The organism is Actinoplanes sp. NPDC051851 (genome assembly GCF_040681165.1).
Lineage (GTDB): Bacteria > Actinomycetota > Actinomycetes > Mycobacteriales > Micromonosporaceae > Actinoplanes.
The window spans coordinates 1-22,147 of record NZ_JBFAYF010000081.1 but is presented as its reverse complement, the minus strand read 5'-3'; the positions used below and the strand labels follow the sequence as shown (position 1 = coordinate 22,147).

General features: G+C 71.6%; 25 protein-coding genes. 11 read left to right on the top strand and 14 right to left on the bottom strand.

The features are described from left to right. Positions 1-264: 264 nt before the first annotated feature. The 3 genes from AB0M08_RS42280 to AB0M08_RS42270 form a co-directional block, all read right to left on the bottom strand. Positions 265-1,200, bottom strand: coding sequence for an SDR family NAD(P)-dependent oxidoreductase (locus AB0M08_RS42280; protein WP_364506294.1), 936 nt, complete (start codon positions 1,198-1,200; stop codon positions 265-267). Between the two features lie 146 nt (positions 1,201-1,346). Then, positions 1,347-1,985: a hypothetical protein gene (locus AB0M08_RS42275; RefSeq protein ID WP_364506291.1), complete on the bottom strand. Its 639-nt coding sequence runs from the start codon at positions 1,983-1,985 to the stop codon at positions 1,347-1,349. A gap of 97 nt (positions 1,986-2,082) precedes the next feature. Then, complete coding sequence (locus AB0M08_RS42270; protein ID WP_364506288.1) at positions 2,083-3,006, bottom strand: DMT family transporter; 924 nt, start codon at positions 3,004-3,006, stop codon at positions 2,083-2,085. A 139-nt stretch (positions 3,007-3,145) separates the two neighbouring features. Between AB0M08_RS42270 and AB0M08_RS42265 the strand changes: the two genes are divergently transcribed. Together AB0M08_RS42265 and AB0M08_RS42260 are read left to right on the top strand one after the other, a co-directional pair. Next, positions 3,146-3,844: an HAD family hydrolase gene (locus AB0M08_RS42265; RefSeq protein WP_364506285.1), complete on the top strand. Its 699-nt coding sequence runs from the start codon at positions 3,146-3,148 to the stop codon at positions 3,842-3,844. A gap of 94 nt (positions 3,845-3,938) precedes the next feature. Then, positions 3,939-4,436 (top strand): hypothetical protein, encoded by a 498-nt coding sequence (locus AB0M08_RS42260; protein WP_364506283.1) that lies wholly within the window; start codon positions 3,939-3,941, stop codon positions 4,434-4,436. A gap of 143 nt (positions 4,437-4,579) precedes the next feature. On the opposite strand, the gene AB0M08_RS42255 is transcribed toward AB0M08_RS42260, so the two are convergent. After that, entirely contained in the window at positions 4,580-5,461 is an 882-nt protein-coding gene (locus tag AB0M08_RS42255; protein WP_364506280.1) for a PhzF family phenazine biosynthesis protein, read from the bottom strand. Between the two features lie 27 nt (positions 5,462-5,488). Between AB0M08_RS42255 and AB0M08_RS42250 the strand changes: the two genes are divergently transcribed. From AB0M08_RS42250 to AB0M08_RS42240, 3 genes are read left to right on the top strand one after another with little or no spacing between them, the layout of a single operon-like run. Next, entirely contained in the window at positions 5,489-6,760 is a 1,272-nt protein-coding gene (locus AB0M08_RS42250) for a CBS domain-containing protein (protein WP_364506277.1), read from the top strand. Continuing rightward, a complete protein-coding gene (locus tag AB0M08_RS42245) occupies positions 6,757-7,299 on the top strand; it encodes a DUF1003 domain-containing protein (protein WP_364506274.1) in 543 nt (180 codons plus the stop codon). The genes AB0M08_RS42250 and AB0M08_RS42245 overlap by 4 nt, the downstream gene beginning before the upstream one ends. Positions 7,300-7,309: 10 nt before the next feature. Further along, entirely contained in the window at positions 7,310-8,461 is a 1,152-nt protein-coding gene (locus AB0M08_RS42240; RefSeq protein ID WP_364506271.1) for an Mrp/NBP35 family ATP-binding protein, read from the top strand. A 6-nt stretch (positions 8,462-8,467) separates the two neighbouring features. Here AB0M08_RS42240 and AB0M08_RS42235 read toward each other — a convergent pair whose 3' ends face one another. Both AB0M08_RS42235 and AB0M08_RS42230 read right to left on the bottom strand, forming a co-directional pair. Next, on the bottom strand, positions 8,468-8,935 hold the full coding sequence (locus tag AB0M08_RS42235; protein ID WP_364506269.1) for a preprotein translocase subunit TatB: 468 nt from the start codon (positions 8,933-8,935) through the stop codon (positions 8,468-8,470). Positions 8,936-9,006: 71 nt separating this feature from the next. Beyond that, positions 9,007-10,287 carry a trypsin-like peptidase domain-containing protein gene (locus AB0M08_RS42230; protein ID WP_364506266.1) on the bottom strand — a complete coding sequence of 427 codons (1,281 nt, stop codon included), beginning with the start codon at positions 10,285-10,287 and terminating at the stop codon, positions 9,007-9,009. Positions 10,288-10,574: 287 nt separating this feature from the next. Here AB0M08_RS42230 and AB0M08_RS42225 point away from each other — a divergent pair, with 287 nt between their 5' ends. Continuing rightward, complete coding sequence (locus AB0M08_RS42225; RefSeq protein WP_364506331.1) at positions 10,575-11,147, top strand: O-methyltransferase; 573 nt, start codon at positions 10,575-10,577, stop codon at positions 11,145-11,147. Here AB0M08_RS42225 and AB0M08_RS42220 read toward each other — a convergent pair. Continuing rightward, positions 11,127-12,536: a leucyl aminopeptidase family protein gene (locus AB0M08_RS42220; RefSeq protein WP_364506263.1), complete on the bottom strand. Its 1,410-nt coding sequence runs from the start codon at positions 12,534-12,536 to the stop codon at positions 11,127-11,129. The genes AB0M08_RS42225 and AB0M08_RS42220 overlap by 21 nt on opposite strands. 77 nt (positions 12,537-12,613) lie before the next feature. After that, positions 12,614-12,781: a DUF3117 domain-containing protein gene (locus tag AB0M08_RS42215; protein ID WP_014694782.1), complete on the bottom strand. Its 168-nt coding sequence runs from the start codon at positions 12,779-12,781 to the stop codon at positions 12,614-12,616. Positions 12,782-13,056: 275 nt separating this feature from the next. Here AB0M08_RS42215 and AB0M08_RS42210 point away from each other — a divergent pair, with 275 nt between their 5' ends. Then, complete coding sequence (locus AB0M08_RS42210) at positions 13,057-13,869, top strand: PaaX family transcriptional regulator C-terminal domain-containing protein (protein ID WP_364506260.1); 813 nt, start codon at positions 13,057-13,059, stop codon at positions 13,867-13,869. After that, on the top strand, positions 13,866-14,696 hold the full coding sequence (locus AB0M08_RS42205) for an enoyl-CoA hydratase-related protein (protein WP_364506257.1): 831 nt from the start codon (positions 13,866-13,868) through the stop codon (positions 14,694-14,696). Before AB0M08_RS42210 ends, AB0M08_RS42205 begins: the two co-directional genes overlap by 4 nt. A gap of 13 nt (positions 14,697-14,709) precedes the next feature. Here the strand turns inward: AB0M08_RS42205 and AB0M08_RS42200 are convergent, their stop codons facing one another. The 5 genes from AB0M08_RS42200 to ndhC form a co-directional block, all read right to left on the bottom strand. Further along, entirely contained in the window at positions 14,710-15,228 is a 519-nt protein-coding gene (locus AB0M08_RS42200) for a hypothetical protein (RefSeq protein ID WP_364506255.1), read from the bottom strand. Between the two features lie 16 nt (positions 15,229-15,244). Continuing rightward, positions 15,245-15,826 carry a DNA-3-methyladenine glycosylase I gene (locus AB0M08_RS42195; protein WP_364506253.1) on the bottom strand — a complete coding sequence of 194 codons (582 nt, stop codon included), beginning with the start codon at positions 15,824-15,826 and terminating at the stop codon, positions 15,245-15,247. Beyond that, entirely contained in the window at positions 15,823-16,314 is a 492-nt protein-coding gene (locus AB0M08_RS42190) for an SRPBCC family protein (protein ID WP_364506250.1), read from the bottom strand. Before AB0M08_RS42190 ends, AB0M08_RS42195 begins: the two co-directional genes overlap by 4 nt. After that, on the bottom strand, positions 16,311-16,844 hold the full coding sequence (locus AB0M08_RS42185; RefSeq protein ID WP_364506248.1) for a DivIVA domain-containing protein: 534 nt from the start codon (positions 16,842-16,844) through the stop codon (positions 16,311-16,313). The genes AB0M08_RS42190 and AB0M08_RS42185 overlap by 4 nt, the downstream gene beginning before the upstream one ends. 63 nt (positions 16,845-16,907) lie before the next feature. After that, on the bottom strand, positions 16,908-17,285 hold the full coding sequence (gene ndhC, locus AB0M08_RS42180) for an NADH-quinone oxidoreductase subunit A (protein WP_364506246.1): 378 nt from the start codon (positions 17,283-17,285) through the stop codon (positions 16,908-16,910). Between the two features lie 198 nt (positions 17,286-17,483). Here ndhC and AB0M08_RS42175 point away from each other — a divergent pair, with 198 nt between their 5' ends. Together AB0M08_RS42175 and AB0M08_RS42170 are read left to right on the top strand one after the other, a co-directional pair. Beyond that, complete coding sequence (locus AB0M08_RS42175; protein WP_364506244.1) at positions 17,484-19,337, top strand: 2-oxoacid:acceptor oxidoreductase subunit alpha; 1,854 nt, start codon at positions 17,484-17,486, stop codon at positions 19,335-19,337. Further along, a complete protein-coding gene (locus AB0M08_RS42170) occupies positions 19,330-20,334 on the top strand; it encodes a 2-oxoacid:ferredoxin oxidoreductase subunit beta (RefSeq protein ID WP_364506242.1) in 1,005 nt (334 codons plus the stop codon). The genes AB0M08_RS42175 and AB0M08_RS42170 overlap by 8 nt, the downstream gene beginning before the upstream one ends. Positions 20,335-20,489: 155 nt before the next feature. On the opposite strand, the gene AB0M08_RS42165 is transcribed toward AB0M08_RS42170, so the two are convergent. Continuing rightward, on the bottom strand, positions 20,490-21,506 hold the full coding sequence (locus AB0M08_RS42165; protein WP_364506239.1) for a potassium channel family protein: 1,017 nt from the start codon (positions 21,504-21,506) through the stop codon (positions 20,490-20,492). An 84-nt stretch (positions 21,507-21,590) separates the two neighbouring features. Between AB0M08_RS42165 and AB0M08_RS42160 the strand changes: the two genes are divergently transcribed. Next, positions 21,591-22,040 carry a phospholipase gene (locus tag AB0M08_RS42160; RefSeq protein ID WP_364506236.1) on the top strand — a complete coding sequence of 150 codons (450 nt, stop codon included), beginning with the start codon at positions 21,591-21,593 and terminating at the stop codon, positions 22,038-22,040. Positions 22,041-22,147: the final 107 nt, after the last annotated feature.

The window sequence follows — 22,147 nt, the reverse complement described above, 5'->3', positions numbered from 1 at the left end:
GTCCGGGAACAGCGTCCGCTCCGGCGCACGTCCGGGAACAGCGTCCGCTCCGGCGCACATCCGGGAACAACCCGGGGCGGCGCACATCCGGGAACAGCGTCCGCTCCGGCGCACGTCCGGGAAGAGCCCGGGGCGGCGTCCTCAGCCCGCCCGTTTCCCGCCGAGCGGAGCTCTCCCCGCCGGCTACCCCCGTCGTGAGGGGAAGGCGGGCACGCCGCGAACGAGGAACGACCGGCCCTCGGGAGAGCCGGCCGTCTCGGGAACTCAGCGGAACTGGGCCTCGCGGACGCTGTTGCCGCCGTCGACGACCAGCATCTGGCCGGTGATGTACGACGCGGCCGGCGAGCACAGGAACGCGACCGCCGCGGCGACCTCGTCCGGTGTGCCGGGGCGGCCGATCGGCGTACCCAGGCCCTGCTTGATCTCGGTGACCGTGGACGCGGCCGTGTAGATCGTGCCGGGGGCCACGCAGTTCACGTTGACGCCGTCGGCGACCAGCTCCATCGCCAGCGCCCGGGTCAGGCCCACCACACCGGCCTTGGCCGCCGCGTACGCCGCCTCGGTGGGCAGCGCGTTGACCGGGCCCGCGGTGGCGGCGAGGTTGACGACCCGGCCCCAGCCCCGCTCCGACATGCCGCCGATGAACGCCCGGCTGCACAGGAAGGCGGTGCTCAGGTTCCGGTCGATCTCGGCCTTCCACTCGTCGAGCGTCAGCTGGGCCACCGGGCGGAGCACCTCGGGGCTCGCCCGGCTCGCCAGGCCGGCGTTGTTGACCAGCACCTCGACATCGCCGAGCTGATCGGTGATGGCGTCGGCGAGCGCGCCCACCTCGGACTCGTCGGTGAGGTCGGCGACGAAGCCGGTCACCCCGAGCTCGGAGGCGCGGTCGTGGATGCGCCGGGTGGTGGAGACGATCGCGACCCGGGCGCCCAGGTCGCGCAGGCGGCGGGCGGTCGCGTACCCGATGCCGTCCGGGCTGCCGGCGCCGGTGACCAGCGCGACCTTCCCGTCCAGGCGCAGGGTCGTGGCGGCCTCGGCGCTCGCCTCCTCGAACTCCGCCTCGACCACCTCGGGGGTGATCTCGGCCGGGCGATCCGGGTCGCCCCCGGGCGCGCCGGACCGGGGTGGCCGGCCGTCAGCCGGGCGGGTGGCGTCACGCCTCGAGGGGCTGCCGCCGGAGGAGCGGGCGTCGAAGACCATGCGGCGATCCTGCCTGCTCCCGGAAGCCGGGGCAAACATCTGCGTCACCGTGGCGTACTCAGCGTTCCGCTTCGGGATCGGCGCGACCTGCCGCCGTACGGCGTCCTGGCGCAGGTCGATGACGGTTTTCCGACACGCTTCCGGGTCTAGTCACCCGACCCGGATTCGATCGTTCGCATGCTGGTCAGCGGCGTCACCGGCCCCTCCTCGACGAAGACCAGCGGGGCCTCGGGACCGTACCGGCCGGACAGTTCACGGCGGGCACGGTCGATGTCGCGGGTGCCGATCTCGACCCCGGCACCGTCGTGGCGACTGCCCACAGTGACGATCCGCACTCCGGCGCCGGCCCAGTGCGGCAGATCGGCGACGATCCGGTCGTGCCACGTGGCGAGTTCCTCGACGCCGTGGGCCGCGTCGCGCACGACGAGGCACACATCCCGGGCCGTCTCGCGGAGGAAGGCGTCGAACGCCTCGGACGGGACCCGGTAGACGATGGCGCGTACGTGTAACTGATCGACCTCGACGCCGGCGTAACTCTCCGGGAAGCGCTGCCGGCCACCCTGATCGATCCGGCCGATCGCGGCGCCGAGAGGCGCCGGGGTGACCAGCATCCGGGTGCCACCCATCGTGGCGTGCTGGGGCACCCGGCTGAACTCGCAGCCCGCGGTGCGCCACTCGCCGGCCGGCCCGGACGTCTCGGCCTGCTCCGCGCCGTCGGCCTCGCCGCAGCCGGCCATCAGCACGACCCCGGCGAGCAGCAGACGGCCCAGGCGTTCACGATGCATCGCATGCCCCCCTCAATACCGCGCCGCGCCGCTGGGTGCAACGAATCGCATCGCGCGCCCGAATCGCCCCTTTTATAGAAAAAGCACTAAAAAGAGGTTATTCAAGTACGGGTACGACGACCCGGGACGCGCGGGCGGCACCGAGGATCACCACGGCGACGCCCGCCAGCAGCAGCGCGAGGCCCGGCAGGGCGTTCGCCCGGGGCGCCTGACCCAGCCAGGCCCAGGCGAGCAGCGCGGCACCCGGCACCTCCAGCAGGATCAGCACGCTGACCGTGGTGGCCGAGGTGTGCTGCAGCGCGTAGTTGAACATCGAGTGCCCGAGCAACTGGGCACCCGCCACCAGCGCCAGGATCGCCGCCCAGGTGCGCCCGTCGTACCCACCCAGATCAGTCCCGGACACGAGGCAGACCGCGAGCAGGACGAGCGCGCAGGTCCCGTAACAGATCCACGTGTACGTCGTGGTGCTCAGCGCGCTCCGGGCCCGCTCGCCGAGCGCCGTGTAGACCGCGGCCGCCATCGCCCCGAGCAGCGCCAGCACGTCGGCGAGCACCGCCTGACCGGAGACGCCGACGTCCGCGCCGGTGGCCCAGGCCGCCCCCGCCACCGCGAGGCCGATGCCGGCCCAGCCCGCCGCCGACGGATGCCGCCCCTGCACCGCGGCGATCAATCCCTGCCAGACCGGCTGGGTGGCGACCAGCGCCGTCGCGGTGGCGACCGACCCGAGTTGCACGCTCGGCATCCAGGTGGCGAAGTGCGCGGCCAGCGCCAGCCCGGCGAGCAGGCAGAACAGGCCCTCCCGGCGCCGCCCGCCGCGGATCGCGTCACGGACCTCGGCCCGGCGCGGACCGAGCGCGATCGGCGAGAGGGCGATCACCGCACCGGCGTTGCGCCAGAACGCCACGGCGAGCGCCGGTGCGGCCGCGAACGCGATCAGCGGAGCCGACGAGGAGACCGCGATCACGGCCACAGCCAGCGCCGATGCGGTGACCGGGGCGATCCGGTGACCGGGTGAGCGCATATTCATCCCCTGCCGTCGCTTCTTGCACACCCGAGCAGGCCGGTTTGCCGGTCGAGGTTGGCGGACAGTGATGTGGTCGCTACAGTCACCGACGGCCCCAGACCGTTTTCATCCCTCGATGCCCGGGAGGGCGATTTCCATGCCCGCATACCGTGCGGTGGTGTTCGACTTCTTCGGCACCCTGACCCGCTCGGTTCAGCGAGGACCACAGCACGCCGACATCGCGCGAGCGCTCGGCGCCGACCCCGATGCCGTACGCGGTGTCCTGGACCGTACGTTCCGGGCCCGTGCCTGTGGCCGGTACGGCTCCGCCGAGGCGACGCTGCGCTGGGTGATCGAGCAGGCCGGCGGCCGCCCCCGCCCCGCGGCGATCCGTGCCGCGATGCCGGCCCGGGTGAAGGCCCTGCTCGACGACACCCGCCTGCGCCCGGACGCGGTCAGCGCGCTCACCGCGATCCGGGAACGCGGCGTGCGCACGGCGCTGATCAGCGACTGCACCCACGAGCTCCCCGCCTTCCTCCCCGGGCTGCCGGTGGCGCCGTTGCTGGACGCCCAGATCTTCTCGGTCGAGCTCGGTGTCTGCAAGCCGGACCCACGGATCTACCGGGAGGCCTGCCGTCGCCTCGGCGTCGAGCCCGCCGAGTGCCTGTACGTCGGTGACGGCGGCAGCCACGAGCTGACCGGCGCCGCCGCCGTCGGCATGACCCCGGTCCGCCTGGCCGCCCGCGACCTCGCCGACCACCTGGTCTTCGACGCCGACACCGACTTCGCCGGCCGCACGGTCCGCTCCCTGACCGAGGTCATCGACCTGCTCGACAAGGCACCGGCCTTCGCCTGAAAGCCGGTGCGGCCCCGCAGTGCCGCGATTCGCCTGGTAACCGGTGGGTCGGCAGGCGGAGCGCCACGGAGCGAAGCGAAGCTAAGCTGGCACGGTGACGGCTGTGCTGGATGAGGCGATCAAGAAGGCGTCGATCACCTGGGTCTCGGTGGGTGACGGGCCGGCGTACGCGCTCTGGTGCATGCCGGTGGAGAGTTCGCTGATCGTCGTCACCGGCCCCGGCGAGCAGCATGCGCCCGGCCTCACCTCGGCCCCGACCGCGACGGTTCGGCTGCGCGGTGACCACGGCGGCCTGATCGTGACGGCCGAGGCCACCGTGACCCGGCTCGACCACGCCGGCGAGGAGTGGGCCGAGATCGCGCCGCAGCTGGCCGGCAAGCGCCTCAACGCCTCGGGCCCGGCCGCCGAGGTGGTGGCGCGCTGGGCGGCGACGGGTTGCGCGATCGTGCGCCTGACGCCTGCCGAGGGCACGCCGGTCACCGCACCCCACCTGCCCGACGACTCAGCGGCTGCGCCGCCTCGCGAGACCCCGGCCCGCGTCGAGACCCGTCGCCCGTTCCGCCTTCATCGTGTACGCCCACCGCGCACGTGACACCCCACACCCCACCCCACGTGTGCATTTCGGGCCACGGGTGAGTCCACGCACTCCGGGCGTCCGCAGCCGCTGTGCGACGTTCGCGTGCGGAGAGCGGCCGGACGTCACACACCGGCGGCTCGCGGCGGCGGGATGCCGGGTCAGCCGACGAAGGGTGGGACGGTGATGTGGCCGGTGGCGATCGGGATCACGTGGCCGGTGACCGTGGCGGAGACGGTCTGGCCGGCGGCGGCGGTGACCGTGCAGTCGAGCAGGGACGGGCGCTTCATCTCGTGGCCCTGGTGGATGCGGTAGGACGACGTACCCTCGCCGGGCAGCAGACCGGCCCCGACCAGCCAGACGCCGAGACCGAGAGCGGCCGAGCCGGTCGCGGGGTCCTCCCCGACGACGTCGCCGGGCACGAAGACACGGGCGTGCGCCTCGGCGGCGGGATGGGAACCGGTGGACCAGGAGAAGACGCTGATGCCGTCGACGCCCAGTCTTTCCAGGGACGGGGCGTCCAGGCGGACGGCGGCCAGCGCTTCACGGCGTACGGGAAGAAACACCCAGGTCAAGCCGCAACCAGCGGGACGTGGGGCAGCGAGGCCGGAGTGATCCGAGGCCGTCAGGCCGAGTGCGGTCAGCAGGGGAACCGGGTCGAGGGCGTCGCCGAGATGCGGGGCGCCGCCGGTCAGCGTGGCCGAACCCGCCGCCGTCACCTCCAGCGGCAGCAGACCCGCGCCGCACTCCTGCACCACCCGTCCCGGCGCGAGGTCGCCCCGGCGCATCAGGCTGACCGCCGCGCCCACGCTCGGGTGACCCGCGAACGGCAGCTCGGCGGAGGCGGTGAAGATCCGGGCGCGGTAGGTGGCCCCGCCGGTGGGCGGGAGCACGAAGACCGTCTCGGCGAGGTTGAACTCGCGGGCCAGGGCCTGCATCTGGACGGTCGCCAGGTCCTCGGCGCCATACACGATCGCGAGCGGATTACCGGCGAACGGGCGATCCGTGAAGACGTCGACGATCTCGTAGGCCACGGTGGACATGTCCGGACCCTAACCTAGGCTGGGGCCGTGACCATGGGGACGCGGGTTTATCTGGCTCGCCTCGCCGGCCTGCCGGTGTTCGACCCCAACGGGGACCGGGTCGGGCGGGTGCGCGACGCGGTCGTCCGGCTGCGGACGACGAACCGGCCGCCGCAGATCGTCGGGCTGGTCGCCGAGATGGCGCTGCGCCGCCGGATCTTCCTGCCGATCGGGCGCGTGACCAGCATGGACGCCGAGGCGGTCGTGCTCAGCACCGGGACGCTGAACCTGCGGCGGTTCGAGAAGCGGCCGAACGAGCTGCTGGTGCTGGAGGATCTGCTGGACCGGCGGGTCACCGTCGCGCCGGAGCAGGAGGACGGCGACACGCACGACGGGGTGGTCGTGGACATCGGCATGGAGCTGATCCGCAGCATCGAGTGGCAGATCACCCGGGTCGCGGTCCGCGCGCACACCGGGCGGCTGACCCGGCGCGGCCACGTCTACCAGGTGGACTACGACCGGGTCCGCGGCCTGATCGGCCCGACCGACACCCAGGGCACGTCGAACCTGATCGCGCTGCTGGAGCAGATGCGCCCGGCGGACATGGCGAACGCGCTGCAGGACCTGCCGGACGCGCGGCGCAACGAGGTGGCCGCCGCACTCTCCGACCGTCGCCTCGCCGACGTGCTGGAGGAGCTGCCCGAGCACGACCAGGTGGAGATCCTCGCCGCCCTGGACCGGGAGCGCGCCGCCGACGTGCTGGAGCGGATGGACCCGGACGACGCGGCCGACCTGCTCGCCGAGCTGCCGCAGACCGAGCAGGCGGTGCTCCTCGACCTGATGGAGCCGGAGGAGGCCGCGCCGGTCCGGCAGCTGATGAACTACCGGCCGGGCACCGCGGGCAGCGTGATGACCTCGGAGCCGGTGATCCTCACCCCGGACACCACGGTCGCGGAGGCGCTGGCCCGGATCCGCGAGCCGGAGATCTCCGCGGCGGTGGCGGCCCAGGTCTTCGTGGCCCGCGCGCCGGCCGCCACCCCGACGGGTAAGTATCTCGGCATGGTGCACTTCCAGCGACTACTCCGGGAACCACCGGCCTCGATCGTGGGCGGGCTGGTGGACAGCGACATCGAGCCGCTGCGCACCGACACCGGGCTGCTCGAGATCACCCGGCGGATGGCGACGTACGACCTGGTCGCGATGCCGGTGGTGGACGGGACGCACCGGCTGCTCGGCGCGGTGACCGTGGACGACGTGCTGGACCACTCGCTGCCGCGGGACTGGCGTGACCGGGACGCACACGAGGACGAGAGCGTATGAGCGAGGCGAAGCGGGACCGGTTGGATCAACCGCGCGTGCCGGGGCGGGTGCAGCTCCCCAAGTTCGATCCGGAGGCGTTCGGGCGCTGGTCGGAGGGGATCGCCCGGTACATGGGGACGGCGAAGTTCATCGTCTACATGACCGTGCTGATCGGGGCCTGGTTCGCCTGGAACACGATCGCACCCAAGGAGAGTCCGCTGCAGTTCGACGGGTACCCGTTCGGCTTCCTCACGCTGGCCCTCTCGCTCCAGGCGTCGTACGCGGCCCCGCTGATCCTGCTCGCACAGAACCGGCAGACCGACCGGGACCGCCTGGCCATGGAGGAGGATCGACGCCGCGCCGCGATGCAGAAGGCCGAGACGGAGTTCCTGGCCCGCGAGATCGCCTCGCTGCGGATCGCCATCGGTGACGTCGCGACCAGGGACTTCATCCGCAGCGAGCTGGCCCGGCTCGCCGGTGAGCTGGACGAGGCGGCACTGCGGAGGGAGAAGCGGGCGAGGCTCGAGTGGGAGGACGATCACCCTCTGCCACCGACGTAGCATGGGCTGCATGTCCGCACCCGCCCCCACCCTCGAGGACGCGATCCAGGCCGCTCTGGCAACCGTCGACGACCCCGAGATCCGCCGCCCGATCACCGACCTCGGAATGGTCTCGGGTTTCACCGTCAGCGACGGCCGCGTCACGGTCGATCTGCTGCTCACCGTCGCCGGCTGCCCCCTGCGGGACAAGCTCACCACCGACATCACCGCCGCCGTCACGAAGGTCCCCGGGATCAGCGGCGTCGACATCAACTTCGGCGTGATGAACGAGGAGCAGCGCAAGGCGCTGCAGAGCACGCTGCGCGGTGGTGGCGCTTCGGCGGAACCGGTCATTCCCTTCGCCCAGCCCGGTTCCCGCACGAGGGTGTACGCGGTCGCCTCCGGCAAGGGAGGCGTGGGCAAGTCCAGCGTGACCGTCAACCTCGCGGCGGCCCTCGCCAAGCGGGGCCTCTCGGTCGGCGTGATCGACGCGGACATCTACGGCCACTCGGTGCCGCGGATGCTCGGCGTGGAGAGCAGGCCCACCCGGGTGGAAGACATGATCATGCCGCCGCAGTCGCACGGCGTGAAGGTCATCTCGATCGGCATGTTCACCGCCGGCAACGCCGCGGTGGTCTGGCGCGGCCCGATGCTGCACCGGGCGCTCCAGCAGTTCCTCGCCGACGTCTACTGGGGCGACCTGGACGTGCTGCTGCTCGACCTGCCGCCGGGCACCGGTGACGTGGCCATCTCGCTGGCCCAACTCCTGCCGAACGCGGAGATCCTGGTCGTCACCACCCCGCAGATGGCCGCCGCCGAGGTGGCCGAGCGGGCCGGGGCGATCGCGCTGCAGACCCACCAGCGGCTGCTCGGCGTGGTGGAGAACATGTCCTGGCTCGAGCTGCCGGACGGCTCCCGGATGGAGGTCTTCGGCGCCGGCGGCGGCGAGACCGTGGCCGCCTCCCTCACGAAGATCGTCGGGGCGCGGGTGCCGCTGCTCGGCCAGGTCCCGTTGGACACCCGGGTCCGCGAGGCCGGTGACGCCGGCACCCCGATCGTGCTCGCCGACACCGACGCCCCGGCCGCGAAGGCCCTGGACGCCGTCGCCGACAAGCTCGCCGTCCGCCGCGACTCCCTGGTCGGCAAGCCCCTGGGCCTCATGGTCAACGCCAGGAAGGGCTGACCGCTCCTACGTCGCGTCCAAGTCGTAACGCTGCGCCGGTCGGGGAGGCTCGACCGGCGCGGCGGACGCGGCCGGCGCGGCGGGTTCGGGGTCGACCGGGATCGGGCGGCCCGCGGACGACATCTTGAACTTCTTGATGTCGGCGGACTTGGCGACGTCGTTCAGGTCGGACTTGACGCCGTTGAGGTCGGACTTCACGTCGTCGAAGAGGCTCTGCAGCGGCTTGCGCAGCGACGCCTCGTCCTCCTCGCTGAGGACGTGTTTGCGGATGAACGCCTTCGGGTGCAGGTCCTCGAGCTGGATGTCGGTGCCGAGCTCCCGGCTCAGGTCCGACGTAGCGTTCTGGGCCATGGCGCGCAGGCCGCGCAGCATCTTCAGCCCGTCACCGATGACCTTGGGGAGTCGTTCCCCGAAGATCAACAGCGCCAGCATGAACAGCGCGCCGATCTCCCACCAGTTCAGATTCTCGAACACGTGCGGCCTCCCAGGCGATCCCGCAGGCAAGCGTACGCACGGACCCTGTGCGCGGACACCCCGAGAACCTATTAGTTCGTATCCGCGGCGAGCGTGACCGACGCGGAGGCGGTCGTGGTGCCTCGGCGGTACTCCACCGCGACCACCGAGTTCGGTGCGTACTTGCGGACCAGGGCGATCAGATCGGTGCCGTCCTCGACCGGGTGGCCGTCCAGCTTGGTGACCACGTCGCCGCTCTTGAGACCGGCCGCGGCGGCCGGGCCGGCCGGCTCCACCGAGCGCAGCCGGGCGCCGGTGGCGGAGGTGCCACCGGTGGCCACCTCGGCGCCGATCACCGTACGGCGGGCCTTGCCGGTGTCGATGATGTCCTGGGCGATCCGCTTGGCCTGGTTGATCGGGATGGCGAAGGCGAGGCCGATGTTGCCCGCCTCGGTGTCGCTGCTGCCGCCGACCGAGCGGATCACCGAGTTGACCCCGATCACCTGGCCGTCCGCGTTGACCAGCGGGCCGCCGGAGTTGCCCTGGTTGACCGCGGCGTCGGTCTGGATCGCCGCGTAGTACCGCGTGGTGCCGCCGGTCTCGCCCGCCTCGATGGTCCGGTCGAGGGCGCTGACGATGCCGGCCGTCACCGTGTTGACCAGGGCGAGCGGCGAACCGAAAGCAAGCACCGGGTCACCCACCGCAATGGCGTCGGAGTCGCCCAGCGACACCGGGGTCAGCCCGGACTTTGCGACTTTGATCACTGCGACGTCGGACTCCGGGGCGCGGCCGACGAGCTTGGCCGAGGCGGTGGTGCCGTCGCTGAAGGAGACCGACATGGCGTCGGAGCCCTCCTCCACCACGTGGTCGTTGGTGATCACGTAGCCGTCCTCGGAGACCACGAAACCGGAGCCGATGGCGCCGGTGACGTGAACCGTGACGACGCTGGGGAGGACCCGCTCGGCCACCCCGGCGAGCGACTCGGGGGCCCGCTGGACCGAGCCGGTGGTGGCCTGGGCGGTCGCGCCGAGCTGGGTGCCGCCGCCCGCGCCGAGGCCACCGCGGACCGCGAAGACGAAGCCGAGGGTGCCGCCCAGGCCACCCGCGAGCAGCGCGGTGACCAGGCAGAGCAGCAGGATCGGGGCGTTGCTGCGGCGAGGCGCGTCCGGGTCGGCGACCGGGTCCAGCGCGGGACCACCGGTCGGCGCCGGTGGCGGCAGCACGACCGCGGACGGCGCGTGCGGGTCACGCCACGGATCGGCCAGCGCGTCGGTCCACCAGGGCGACCCGGACGGCGGCTGCGGAGCGGGGTCGGGCCCGCCGGGAACAGACGGCGTCGAGGGTGGCCGGCGCCAGTTCCAGCCGTCGGTCACGTCGGGGCCTCCACTCATCGTCCACCGGCTCGCACTCCAGGATGACATGGATTCTCCGGATCCCGGCGTCCAGGCGTCGCCCCGCTGTTCCCGGCGACCCGTTTAGGCATCGACGGCACCGTGCATCACCGGTCGACCGCGCTCTACTCTCTTATCCGATGTGTGCGGTTGACCCCCCGACATCCCGCGCCGCCCGGAGGTTCGTCATCATCGGTCCAGCCCGTTCGTTCGGTCAGTCGCCGAGCCAGTCCCTGCCGTTCGCCGAGACCTACGCCACCGAGGACCCGATCCTGCAGACGGCCCGCTCGCTGGCGCACGAGCTCGGCCTGCCCTGCGTCTCGCCCGGCGCGGGCTCCGTGCTGCGCCTGCTGGCCGCCGCCGGCAGCGCCAAGGCCGTCGTCGAGATCGGCACCGGCACCGGGGTCAGCGGCGTCTGGCTGCTGCGCGGCATGCGGCCGGACGGCGTGCTCACCACCATCGACGTGGAGCACGAGCACCAGCGGATAGCCCGCCGGGTCTTCGTCGAGGCCGGGTTCGCGCCGTCGCGTACCCGGATCATCAGCGGGCGGGCGCTGGACGTGCTGCCCCGCCTCGCCGACGGGGTGTACGACCTGATCTTCGTGGACGCGGACACCACCGAGTTCGCCGCGTGCACCGAGGCGGCGCTGCGGCTGCTCCGGACCGGCGGCGTGCTGATCGTGAACGGGGCGCACGCCGGCGGCCGGATCAACGACCCGGCCGCCCGGGACGTGGACACCCTGACCGTGCGGGAGACGGTCAAGGCGATCCGCGAGTCCGAGGAGTGGATCCCCGCGGTGATCTCCTCGGGGGCGGGGCTGCTAACCGCCGTGAAGCGCTGACAGGTAGCGGATCAGGGTACGGGTGCCCCAGCCGGTGGCGCCCTTGGTCAGGTCCAGGTCGTCGGCCTCGGCCCAGCTCGGCGCGGACATGTCCAGGTGCGCCCAGCGGGTGCCGGGGAAGAAGTCGCGCAGGAAGAGCGCGGCCATCACCGAGCCCGGCCCCAGCGGCGCGCTGACCCGGTCGGCGATGTCGCTGCGCAGGTTCTCCGCGTACTCGCCGGCCAGCGGCAGCCGCCACATCCGCTCGCCCGCCGCGGCGCCGGCCTCGGTCAGCGCGGCGGCCAGCTCGGCGTCCGGGCTGTAGAGGGCCGCCGTCCGCTTGCCGAGCGCGACCGCGTTCGCCCCGGTCAGGGTGGCCAGGTTGAGCACCAGGTCGGGCCGCAGTTCGGCGGACGCGTACGCCAGCGCGTCGGCGAGCACGATCCGGCCCTCCGCGTCGGAGTTGGTGTTCTCGCTGGTCGAGCCGTCGTAGTGGGTGATCACGTCGCCCGGGCGGAAGGCCGAGCCGCTGACCGCGTTCTCGGCGAGCGGGGCCAGCGTGGTCACCCGGATCGGCAGGCCCAGGTCGGCGACGGCGAGCGTGGCGGCGAGGACCGCGGCCGCGCCGCCCATGTCCTTCTTCATCAGCTTCATGCCGTCGCGCGGCTTGATCGAGATGCCGCCGGTGTCGAAGGTGATGCCCTTGCCGACCAGCACCACGTGGGTGCTCGCGCCCTCCGGGGCCCAGGACAGCTCGACGAACCGCGGCGGGGAGACCGAGCCGCCGCCGACGGCGAGCAGGCCGCCGAAGCGGGAGAGCTCGTCGCCGGACCGGACGGTGACGGTCAGGCCCGGGCGTGTCGCGGCCTCGGCGACGATCTGACCGGCCAGCCAGGCCGGGTTCTTCACCGACGCCGGTGTGTTGGTCAGATCGCGGGCGAGCCAGGTCGCGACCGCCGTCGCCCGCGCCTGGGTGAGACTTTCGGCGTACCCGGAAAGGTCTTGAACGACCAATTGAACGGCGGCGGAGCGAGGCGCCCGGGGTGCCTCTCGATAGCGGTAACCGCCCAGCCAGAGGCCCTCAGCCAGGCCACGCAGCGCGGCCGGGGTGGTCCCCGCCGGAATGTGGACCTGGAGCTCCTCGTCGTCGGCCACGGCACGCACCAGCGCGGCCCCCGCGGCCCGCCAGTCCGGCTCGTCGCCGTCGCCGATCCCGGCCAGCAGGACCCGTGCCGGGAGGCGCAGTGGACGGGGCAGGACGAGCACCCGGCCGGTCCCGGTGATCTCGGGCGTCGCCGCCACGAGGGCCTCCGCCTCGGCGCCGACCTCGCCCGGAGGCAGGGCCCCGCCGACCGGAACGGCCCAGGTGAACGCCGGGTCCAGAGCACCGGTCAACCTGATTGCGAACACAGAAGGATGACCTTTCCGTAAGACGTGGAAAGCCCGCCGGTACGGGCGGTACCGTACCGGCGGGCTCGCGTGAAACGTCAGCCGGCGATCGACTTCAACGCGTCACCCAGCGCGCTGGCCTCGTCCGGGGTCATCTCCACGACGAGACGGCCACCACCCTCCAGCGGGACGCGCATGACGATGCCACGACCCTCTTTGGTGACCTCCAGCGGACCATCGCCCGTCCGCGGCTTCATCGCCGCCATCTTGTCTCCCCTCAGACCTTCGTCAGGGTCGGTGGGTTACCCCACAGCCACTTGCTCCTGGAATGCACCAGCACCGGCGTCACGTGCTCAGCCCCACGTGACGCGGTGCTCGTTTCCGACCGGCGGCCGTACAGGCCGTTTCACGCTCTCGCGCGCAGCGGCCCACCGTGCCGATCAAACATTTTCCCTGATGAACACCGGCGAACCCAAACCCAGCCCGGGCGGATGTGACAGCATCTAGCATATCCTCTTTTGGGCTGTCACAATGTGCGGTCATGCAGGCGCGGTCCGCACTCTTCGACCTGTACGGCGACTACCTGCGCACCCGGGGCTCGCGGGCGCCGGTCGCCGCCCTCGTCCGGCTGCTCGCCCCACTCGACATCGCGGCCCCGGCGGTGCGTACGGCCGTGTCGCGAATGGTGCGACAGGGCTGGCTGCACCCGTTACGGCTGGCCTCGGGGCCGGGTTATCTACTCACCCCGAAGGCGGCGCGGCGGCTCGACGAGACCTCGGCGCGGGTGTACCGAACCGGTCGCGGCGGCTGGGACGGCCGGTTCGACATGATCCTGCTGCACGGCGTGCTGGACCGGGCACACGCCACCCGCCTGGCCTTCCTCGGGTACGGGCCGCTCAGCGAGCAGGTCTGGGTCGCCCCGCGCGCGTCGGACGAGGTCGAGGCGGCGCTCGCCGAGGCCGGCACCGGGTACGACCGGTTCAGCGCCGGCCACGTCGCGGGCTCGGCGGGCGCGACCGGGATCGTCGGGCAGGCCTGGGACCTGGACCGGATCGGGCAGTCGTACCGGGAGTTCGAGGAGTCGCTGCACCCCGTGGTAAAGGCGATCACGGTACGCAGCTCGGACGAGGAGGCGTACGCGGCCCGGTTCCGGCTGGTCCACGCGTGGCGCTCGTTCCTCTTCCGCGACCCGCAGCTGCCCACCGCCCTGTTGCCGCCGGGCTGGCCGGGTCTGCGGGCCGCCGGGTTCTTCGACAAGCACTCGGCGCGCCTGCGCCCGGCCGCCGACCGCTACGTCGAGCGCTGCCTGCAGGCCGCCCGGAGCGGCAGTCGTGTGGGATTCTCAGAACCATGACGGCCATCCAACCGCCCCACCCATCGCCCGAAAACGGACTGAAGGCAGACTCTCTGCTCGTCGACCGCACCGGCGCGGTCGTCACCCTCACGCTGAACCGCCCCGAGGCGATGAACTCGTTCACCGTCGACCTCAAGGAGGCCCTGCGGGACACCCTCGCGAGCCTGGAGAGTGACAGGAGCTGCCGGGCGATCGTCCTGGCCGGCGCGGGTGGCGCCTTCTGCGGCGGGCAGGACCTGCGCGAGCACGCGGCGCAGCTGGAGAAGAGCACCGACCTGAACACCGTCCAGGTGCACTACAACCCGATCGCCCAGCGGCTGGCGAACATGCCGAAGCCGGTGGTCGCGGCGGTGCGCGGGATGGCGGCGGGCGCGGGCGCGTCACTGGCGCTGCTCGCGGACTTCCGGATCGGCGGGCCGAAGACGTCGTTCCTGATGGCCTTCGCCAACGTCGGCCTTGCCGGGGACAGCGGGATCTCCTGGTCGCTGCCGCGGATCGTGGGGCACGCCCGGGCGATCGAGCTGCTGCTGCTCGCCGAGCAGGTCCGGGCCGAGCGGGCGTACGAGATCGGCATGCTCACCCGGCTGCTGGAGGACGACGAGCAGGTGCTGCCGGCCGCCCAGGAGCTGGCCGCACGCCTGGCGGCCGGGCCGACCGTGGCGTACGGGGCGATCAAGCGGGAGCTGTCGATCGGCGACGCCGGGACCCTGTCCGACGCGCTCGCGGCCGAGGCGCAGGCCCAGTCGATCTGCGGTGCCACCGCGGATCACCGGGCCGCCGTGGACGCCTTCCTGAACAAGCGCAAGCCGACGTACGAAGGACGCTGATCTTTCAAGAAGATCAGTCCTCGTCCTCCTCCTCGGGGTCCTGGTTCGCCTCGACCCCGAGGACGAAGGCCTGCATCGCCAGCTCGTCGCCGGAGGGCCAGACGTACGTCGGCAGCTCGCGGGGGCCCAGCTCGGCCACGTGCGACCAGAACTGGCGGACCGCCTCGGACGGGTTGGCCGCCTCGATCGGCATCGCCACGCTGACCAGCCAGTTGCGTTTCGGCTCCAGCCCGCCGATCCGGTCGGCGATCCGCCGGAACTCGGCCTCGGCCACCGCTCCGCCGCTGGCCAGCGCCCCGGCCGGCACCGGCTCGTCGAACGCGCGCCGCAGGTAGGCCAGGACCAGCTCGCCGCCGTCCGCCTTCTCCACCCGGGCCAGCGCCACGACCTGTTCCTCGGCGACCAGCAACACGTCGTCACCCGGGGACGCGGCGGGGCCGTCGGCCACCGTCACGATGTCGTGCTGGAACAACCGCTCGGTCGCCCACTGCTCAGAAGGAATGATCACCGACCACTGCGCCATGGGCTCCATCTCATCACGCGGCGGGTCAGGCTTTGACCGGTGGGACCCAACAACCCAGCAGGTGGTCATCGACCATGCCGGTGGCCTGCATCAACGCGTACGCCGTGGTGGGACCGACGAACCTGAAGCCGCGCTTCTTGAGTCCCTTGGAGAGCGCCGTGGACGCAGGTGTCACGGCCGGGACCCCGGAACGGCCGGCGGGCCGCGGGCGCGGGGCGGGCGCGTACGACCAGAGCAGCTCGGTGAGCTCGCCCGGCGCCAGCGCGGCGGCGACCGTCGCGTTGTGCATCGTGGCGTCGATCTTCATCCGGTTCCGGACGATGCCCGCGTCGGCCATCAGCCGGGCGGCGTCCGCCTCGGTGTAGGCCGCCACCTTCGCGATCGAGAAGTCGTCGAAGGCGCGCCGGAACGCGGGCCGCTTGCGCAGGATGGTGATCCAGCTCAGCCCGGACTGGAACGCCTCCAGGGTGAGCCGCTCGAAGAGGGCGTCGTCGCCACGGACCGGCGTACCCCACTCGGTGTCGTGGTACCCGACGTAATCGGGGGTGCTGCCGCCCCAGAAGCAGCGGGCCCGGCCGTCGTCGCCGATCACCAGGTCGTCCGTCACGGCAGGCGCCCCTGTTCGACGAGGCGGCCGAACTTCTTCAGCACGCCGGTGAACCCCAGCTTGGAGCCGGGCCAGAGCACCGGCCAGGCGATCTTGCCGACCGGGCCGGGCGGCAGGTGGAACCACTCGTGCAGCACGATCTGGGTCCGGTCGCCGGACATCGCGGTGCAGCGCATCGACCCGGGGCCGCGGAGCACCTTGCCGCAGTGCACCACGCGGACCTCGAACGGCGCGTTCACCCGCACCACGCGGAGCTCGTCGCGCAGCACCGCCGGGCCGACCGCGGTGACCGCCTCGACCAGGCTGCCCTCGCCGCCGTCCCCCTCGACCACCCGGACCCGGGTGAACGGTATCCAGTCGGACTGCCGCTCCCAGTTCATGAACGCGGCGAAGACCTTCTCGGCGGGCGCGTTGACGATCACCGTGGCGGTGAACTCGCCGGAGCCGGGACGGGCGGCGTCGTCGGCGCCCTCGGCTGGGCCGCTCATCGCTGCTCCACCGGCTCCTCGCCGTTCTTCTGCTCGGTCTTCGCCGCGGCGGCCTTCTCCTCCTCGACCTTCTCCTCGGCGGCGGGTTCGGCGGGTTCGGCCGCGTCGTCCGCAACCGCCTCCACCACGATCTCCGGCTCCTCGGCGGGGGCCGGGGCGGCGGGCGCCGGGGCGATGGCGGCCTCACGGGCCTTGCGGAGCGCGTCGGCGTCCGCGGTCCGGCCCTCGCGCAGCGCGGTCACCTCGGCCTCCAGCACGCCGATGAGCTCACCCTTGTAACCGATGTCGTACGCGGCGCGCTGGAGCGCCTGGTCGACCTGGGCCATCCGGTAGCCCCGCCAGGCGGTGTCGAACCGGGTGCGCGAGATGTCGACCTCGTCGAGGGGACGGTCACTGGGCAGCGGCAACGAGCGGCCGTCCGGCTCCACCGGGGTCAGGCCGGAATCGCCCCCGCTCAGCAGAACGGTCACGCCGAAGACGATCGTCCCGACGACCAGTGCGACGACGATGAAGAGCAGAAGCTGACTCATGCGCACGATGTTGACATGTCGTCTCTTCGGCCGCGAGTCCGCCACCCATCCGGACAGCTCGAACTACGTCCAGGTGAGGATCTTCTTACGCCACGCATAGAGGATGCCCAGCGCGAGCAGAGCGACGAAGACGCCCATCTCGGCGATCGCGGCCCCGCCGAACCCGGGGAGGTCGAAGATCACCGCCCACGGGAAGAGGAAGACCGCCTCCACCGCGAAGAGCACGTAGAGGTACGCGTAGACGTAGTAGCGGATCTGCGCCTGTGCCCAGTCGCCGCCGACCGGATCGATGCCGCTCTCGTACGGGATCCGCTTGCCGGCGGGCTCGGCCGGCCGGGCGGGACGCAGCAGCCGGTTGGCGCCGAAGGCCGCCGTGAACAGCAGGACCCCGGCGGCCAGGACGAGGCCCAGGGTGGCGTACGAGCCGAGATATCCGTCCACGATCGTGCAGCCTACCCAAGTGCACTAGATCTCGGCGGCGCCGGATGGCTACTGTGGGCAACGGCTCGCGGCAGCTTCCGTAAGGGGCGGCGAAGTAGTCTGGAAGTGACCGATGTGCGGGCCGGCTCATCGACATGCGTACAGGTCGTGTCCCACCGACACGACCTTGATCGGCCCGCGCTCTTTGGAGGTTGAAACGTGGCCGCTCCCGCGAAGCGAGTCGAGCAGCTGGACCGGGTGGTGATCCGATTCGCCGGTGACTCAGGCGATGGAATGCAGCTCACCGGTGACCGGTTCACCTCGGAGACCGCGCAACTCGGCAACGACATCTCGACCCTGCCCAACTTCCCGGCCGAGATCCGGGCGCCGGCCGGAACCCTGCCCGGCGTCTCGAGCTTTCAGGTCCATTTCGCCGATTACGACATTCTGACCCCCGGTGACGCGCCGAACGTGCTCGTCGCGATGAACCCGGCGGCCCTCAAGGCGAACCTGGCGGAGCTACCCGCCGGCGCCGACGTCATCGTCAACACCGACGAGTTCACCCGCCGCAACCTGGCCAAGGTCGGGTACGCGGTGAGCCCCCTCGACGACGGCTCGCTCGACGGGTACGCCGTCCACCCGGTCGCGCTCACCTCGATGACCGTGGGGGCGCTGGCCGACCTCGGCGTCGGGAAGAAGGACGCCGAGCGCGCCAAGAACATGTTCGCGCTCGGCCTGCTCAGCTGGATGTACTCCCGGCCGTTCGCGTCCACCCTGCGGTTCCTGGAGCGCAAGTTCGCCAAGCGGCCGGACCTGGTCGCCGCGAACAAGGCCGCCTTCCAGGCCGGGTGGAACTACGGCGAGACCACCGAGGCCTTCTCGGTGCGCTACGAGGTGAAACCGGCGAAGATGTCCCCGGGTACGTACCGGAACATCACCGGCAACCAGGCGCTCGCGCTCGGGCTGGTCGCCGCGGCGGTACGGTCGAAGCTGCCGCTCTTCCTCGGCGCCTACCCGATCACCCCGGCCTCGGACATCCTGCACGAACTCGCCAAGCACAAGCGGTTCGGCATCACCACGATGCAGGCGGAGGACGAGATCGCGGCGGTCGGCGCGGCGCTCGGGGCGGCGTACGGCGGGGCGCTCGGCGTGACCACCACGTCCGGCCCGGGTGTGGCGCTCAAGAGCGAGACGATCTCCCTGGCCATCGCGCTGGAGCTGCCGCTGGTCGTGGTCGACGTGCAACGGGCCGGGCCGTCCACCGGCATGCCGACCAAGACCGAGCAGGCCGACCTCAACCTGGCGCTGTACGGCCGGCACGGCGAGGCCCCGCTCGCGGTGATCGCGCCGCGCTCGCCGTCGGACTGCTTCCACGCCGCGTTGGAGGCGGCGCGGATCGCGCTGACCTACCGCACCCCGGTCATCCTGCTCTCCGACAACTACGTGGCGAACGGCTCCGAGCCGTGGCTGCTCCCCTCGGTCGACGAGCTGCCCGACCTGACCGTGGAGTTCGCGACCGCGCCGAACGGCGAGGACGGGAGGTTCCTGCCCTACCTGCGCGACCCGGAGACGATGGCCCGGCCATGGGCGGTTCCGGGCACACCGGGGCTGGAGCACCGGATCGGCGGGCTGGAGAAGGCCGACAAGACCGGCGACATCTCCTACGACCCGGCGAACCACGAGTTCATGGTCCGCACCCGGGCCGCCCGGATCGAGGCCATCGGAGTCCCGGATCTGGACGTGGAGGACCCCGGCGAGGACGCGAACGTGCTCGTGCTGGGCTGGGGCTCGACCTACGGGCCGATCGGCGCCGCCTGCCGGGCCCTGCGCCAGCGGGGGCTGAGCATCGCCCAGGCACATCTACGGCACCTGTCGCCGTTCCCGGAGAATCTCGGACAGGTCGTCAAGAGCTACGAGAAGGTCGTCGTCCCCGAGATGAACCTCGGTCAGCTGGCCGCGATCATCCGGGCGAGACATCTGGTCGACGCGGTCCCGTTCAACCAGGTCAGCGGCCTTCCGTTCACCGCCGCGACGTTGGAGAGCTTCCTCGAGGACGTGGTGAAAAATGGTTAACCTGACCCTCAAGGACTTCAAGTCGGACCAGGAGGTCCGCTGGTGCCCCGGCTGCGGTGACTACGCCATCCTCGCCGCGGTGCAGAGCTTCATGCCCGAGCTCGGCATCCCCCGGGAGAACATCGTCTTCGTCTCCGGGATCGGCTGCTCGTCGCGCTTCCCGTACTACATGAACACCTACGGGATGCACTCCATCCACGGCCGTGCCCCCGCGATCGCCACCGGCCTCTCCGCCTCCCGCCCGGACCTCAGCGTCTGGGTGGTCACCGGCGACGGCGACGCGCTCTCGATCGGCGGCAACCACCTGATCCACGCGCTGCGCCGCAACGTCAACCTGAAGATCCTGCTCTTCAACAACCGGATCTACGGCCTGACCAAGGGGCAGTACAGCCCGACCTCCGAACTCGGCAAGATCACCAAGTCGACCCCGGCCGGCTCGGCGGACTCGCCGTTCAACCCGCTCTCCCTCGCGCTGGGTGCCGAGGCGACCTTCGTGGCCCGGACCATCGACTCGGACCGCAAACACCTGCAGTCGGTGCTGCGCGCCGCGGCCGGGCACCACGGCTCCGCGTTCGTGGAGATCTACCAGAACTGCAACATCTTCAACGACGGCGCGTTCGACATGGTCAAGGACCCGGACACCCGCGACCGGCACCTGATCCGGCTGGAACAGGGCCGGCCGATCACCTTCGGCGAGGACGACCGCTTCTCGGTCGTACACCCGGAGGGCAGTTTCGGTCTCCAGGTGCAGGAGGGCGGTACGCCGATCACGCACGACGCGACGGTCGACGACCCGGCCTACGCCTTCGCGCTGACCCGGCTCTCCGGCTCCGACCTGAGCACCACGCCGATCGGCGTCTTCCGCGACGTCCAGCGCCCGTCCTACGACGAGATCGTCCGCAAACAGGTCCTGGACGCCCGCTCCGAGTCCGACGGCACCGCCGAGGAGATGCTCGACAACCTGCTCAACGCGGGCGACACCTGGACCATCGTCTAGCTCGGCTCACGACCACTTCGGCGGTCGGCGATACGTCCGGCCGCCGAGCAGGCTGGGCACCTCAACGGGAAGCTGTGAATGCCGGAGCCAGATCGGTGTCCGCACTCACCAACACCGTGACGTCCGCAACCCTCATGGCAGCATCTGCCACGCCGTCAGACCGCCACCCCGGCCGACGACGCCTCGTCCGCCCGGATGTAGACCAGCATGTCGCCGGTCTCGATGGTGACCGCCTGTTCGCCGCCGAGCGGGAGCACCTTGCCCCGCCGGATCAGCGCGACGACCAGCGTGGACAGCTCGCGCGGGTTGCGGCCGACCTCGGCGCGCTCCGCCGACCGCATCGCCAGCGCCATCCCCTGTCCCGGGGTGAGCAGGTCCTCCACCACGTCGATCAGCGGCGGTGCCGTGGTGGTCAGCCCGAGCAGGCGGCCCGCCGTCGAGGACGAGACGATCACGTGGTGCGCGCCGCTCTGCTTGAGCAGCGCCGCGTTCTCCTGCTCGCGGACGGCGGCGATGATGCGTACCTGTCCGGCGGTCAGCTGGCGCACGGTCAGCGTGATCAGCACCGAGGCCTCGTCCTGGTCGGTGGCGATGATCACCGACTTGCAGTTCTTCACGTCCGCCTGGAGCAGCACCGCCGAGCGGGTCGCGTTCCCCTCGATCACCGCGAAGCCGTTCGACGCGGCCTGCCGGACCGCCGCCTCCCGGCTCTCCACGATGACGATGCGGGACTTGTCGTACCCGGTCTCCAGCAGCGCGTCGACCGCGGCCCGGCCCTTGGTGCCGTAACCGCAGATGATCACGTGATCCTTCAACTTGCGCCTCCACCGACTGATCCGCAGCCCACGGCGGTACTGGTCGGTCAGCACCTCCAGGGTGGTCCCGACCAGGATGATCAGGAAGAGCACCCGGGCCGGCGTGATGAACAGCACGTTGATCAGCCGGGCACCCTGGGTAGCCGGGGTGATGTCGCCGTACCCGGTGGTGGAGAGCGAGACGACCGCGTAGTAGAAGCAGTCGAGCAGGGTCAGGCCGTCCTCGTTGACGTCCCGGTAACCACCCCGGTCCGCGTACACGATCGACACCGCGGCCAGCACCAGGGCGAGCGCCATGGCGAGCCGAAGGCCGAGGGCCTTGAGTGGTCCCTGCCGGACCAACGGCAGATGAATCATGAAACCGCCCGCATTCCCGTCACCCTAACGGCCAAGCTGATGTTCGCACCTGAGGACATCCGATGAGTCACCGGGAGGACACGCGTGGGCGTTTCCGCAGTACTCACCGCCGCGGCATTGCTGTTCGTACCCGGGTCGGCCGGGCAGCACACCGCCGCACCCACTAAAGACGAACTGCTGGCACTCTGGACTCAGCCGAGTTCAACCAGTGAGACGGCCTTCCGGAAAGCGCTGGCCCACCGGGACTCCTACGCCGAGTACCAGTTCGACTGGACCACGGACTACTGCACCGACGTGCCGGAGCGGCCGCTCGGCTACCCGTTCGGGACGGCCTGCCGGCGGCACGACTTCGGGTACCGGAACTACGCCGAGGCCGGCGCCTTCCGCGTCAACCGGAAGCGGCTCGACAAGGCCTTCCTGCAGGACATGAGGCGCCGCTGCGCGACGGTGGTCCCCGAACAGCGGCGCGCGTGCACCGCGGTCGCCTGGACGTACTACCTGGCCGTCCGCGCGGTGGGCACTCCCGAGGGCTGACCTCCCGGTTCTGGCTGGTGCTCCGGGGTGTCCCGCGCCGCCGCAGAAACCCCCCCCGACCCCCCCCAAACCCGCCCGCGGGGGCGGGTGGCGGGGGGGGGTGGTGG

Coding starts and splice junctions, on each gene's coding strand:
- AB0M08_RS42280 (WP_364506294.1), bottom strand. CDS start 1,200: ATGGTCTTCGACGCCCGCTCCTCCGGCGGCAGCCCCTCGAGGCGTGAC.
- AB0M08_RS42275 (WP_364506291.1), bottom strand. CDS start 1,985: ATGCATCGTGAACGCCTGGGCCGTCTGCTGCTCGCCGGGGTCGTGCTG.
- AB0M08_RS42270 (WP_364506288.1), bottom strand. CDS start 3,006: ATGCGCTCACCCGGTCACCGGATCGCCCCGGTCACCGCATCGGCGCTG.
- AB0M08_RS42265 (WP_364506285.1), top strand. CDS start 3,146: ATGCCCGCATACCGTGCGGTGGTGTTCGACTTCTTCGGCACCCTGACC.
- AB0M08_RS42255 (WP_364506280.1), bottom strand. CDS start 5,461: ATGTCCACCGTGGCCTACGAGATCGTCGACGTCTTCACGGATCGCCCG.
- AB0M08_RS42245 (WP_364506274.1), top strand. CDS start 6,757: ATGAGCGAGGCGAAGCGGGACCGGTTGGATCAACCGCGCGTGCCGGGG.
- AB0M08_RS42240 (WP_364506271.1), top strand. CDS start 7,310: ATGTCCGCACCCGCCCCCACCCTCGAGGACGCGATCCAGGCCGCTCTG.
- AB0M08_RS42215 (WP_014694782.1), bottom strand. CDS start 12,781: ATGGCGGCGATGAAGCCGCGGACGGGCGATGGTCCGCTGGAGGTCACC.
- AB0M08_RS42210 (WP_364506260.1), top strand. CDS start 13,057: ATGCAGGCGCGGTCCGCACTCTTCGACCTGTACGGCGACTACCTGCGC.
- AB0M08_RS42205 (WP_364506257.1), top strand. CDS start 13,866: ATGACGGCCATCCAACCGCCCCACCCATCGCCCGAAAACGGACTGAAG.
- AB0M08_RS42200 (WP_364506255.1), bottom strand. CDS start 15,228: ATGGAGCCCATGGCGCAGTGGTCGGTGATCATTCCTTCTGAGCAGTGG.
- AB0M08_RS42190 (WP_364506250.1), bottom strand. CDS start 16,314: ATGAGCGGCCCAGCCGAGGGCGCCGACGACGCCGCCCGTCCCGGCTCC.
- AB0M08_RS42185 (WP_364506248.1), bottom strand. CDS start 16,844: ATGAGTCAGCTTCTGCTCTTCATCGTCGTCGCACTGGTCGTCGGGACG.
- AB0M08_RS42170 (WP_364506242.1), top strand. CDS start 19,330: ATGGTTAACCTGACCCTCAAGGACTTCAAGTCGGACCAGGAGGTCCGC.
- AB0M08_RS42165 (WP_364506239.1), bottom strand. CDS start 21,506: ATGATTCATCTGCCGTTGGTCCGGCAGGGACCACTCAAGGCCCTCGGC.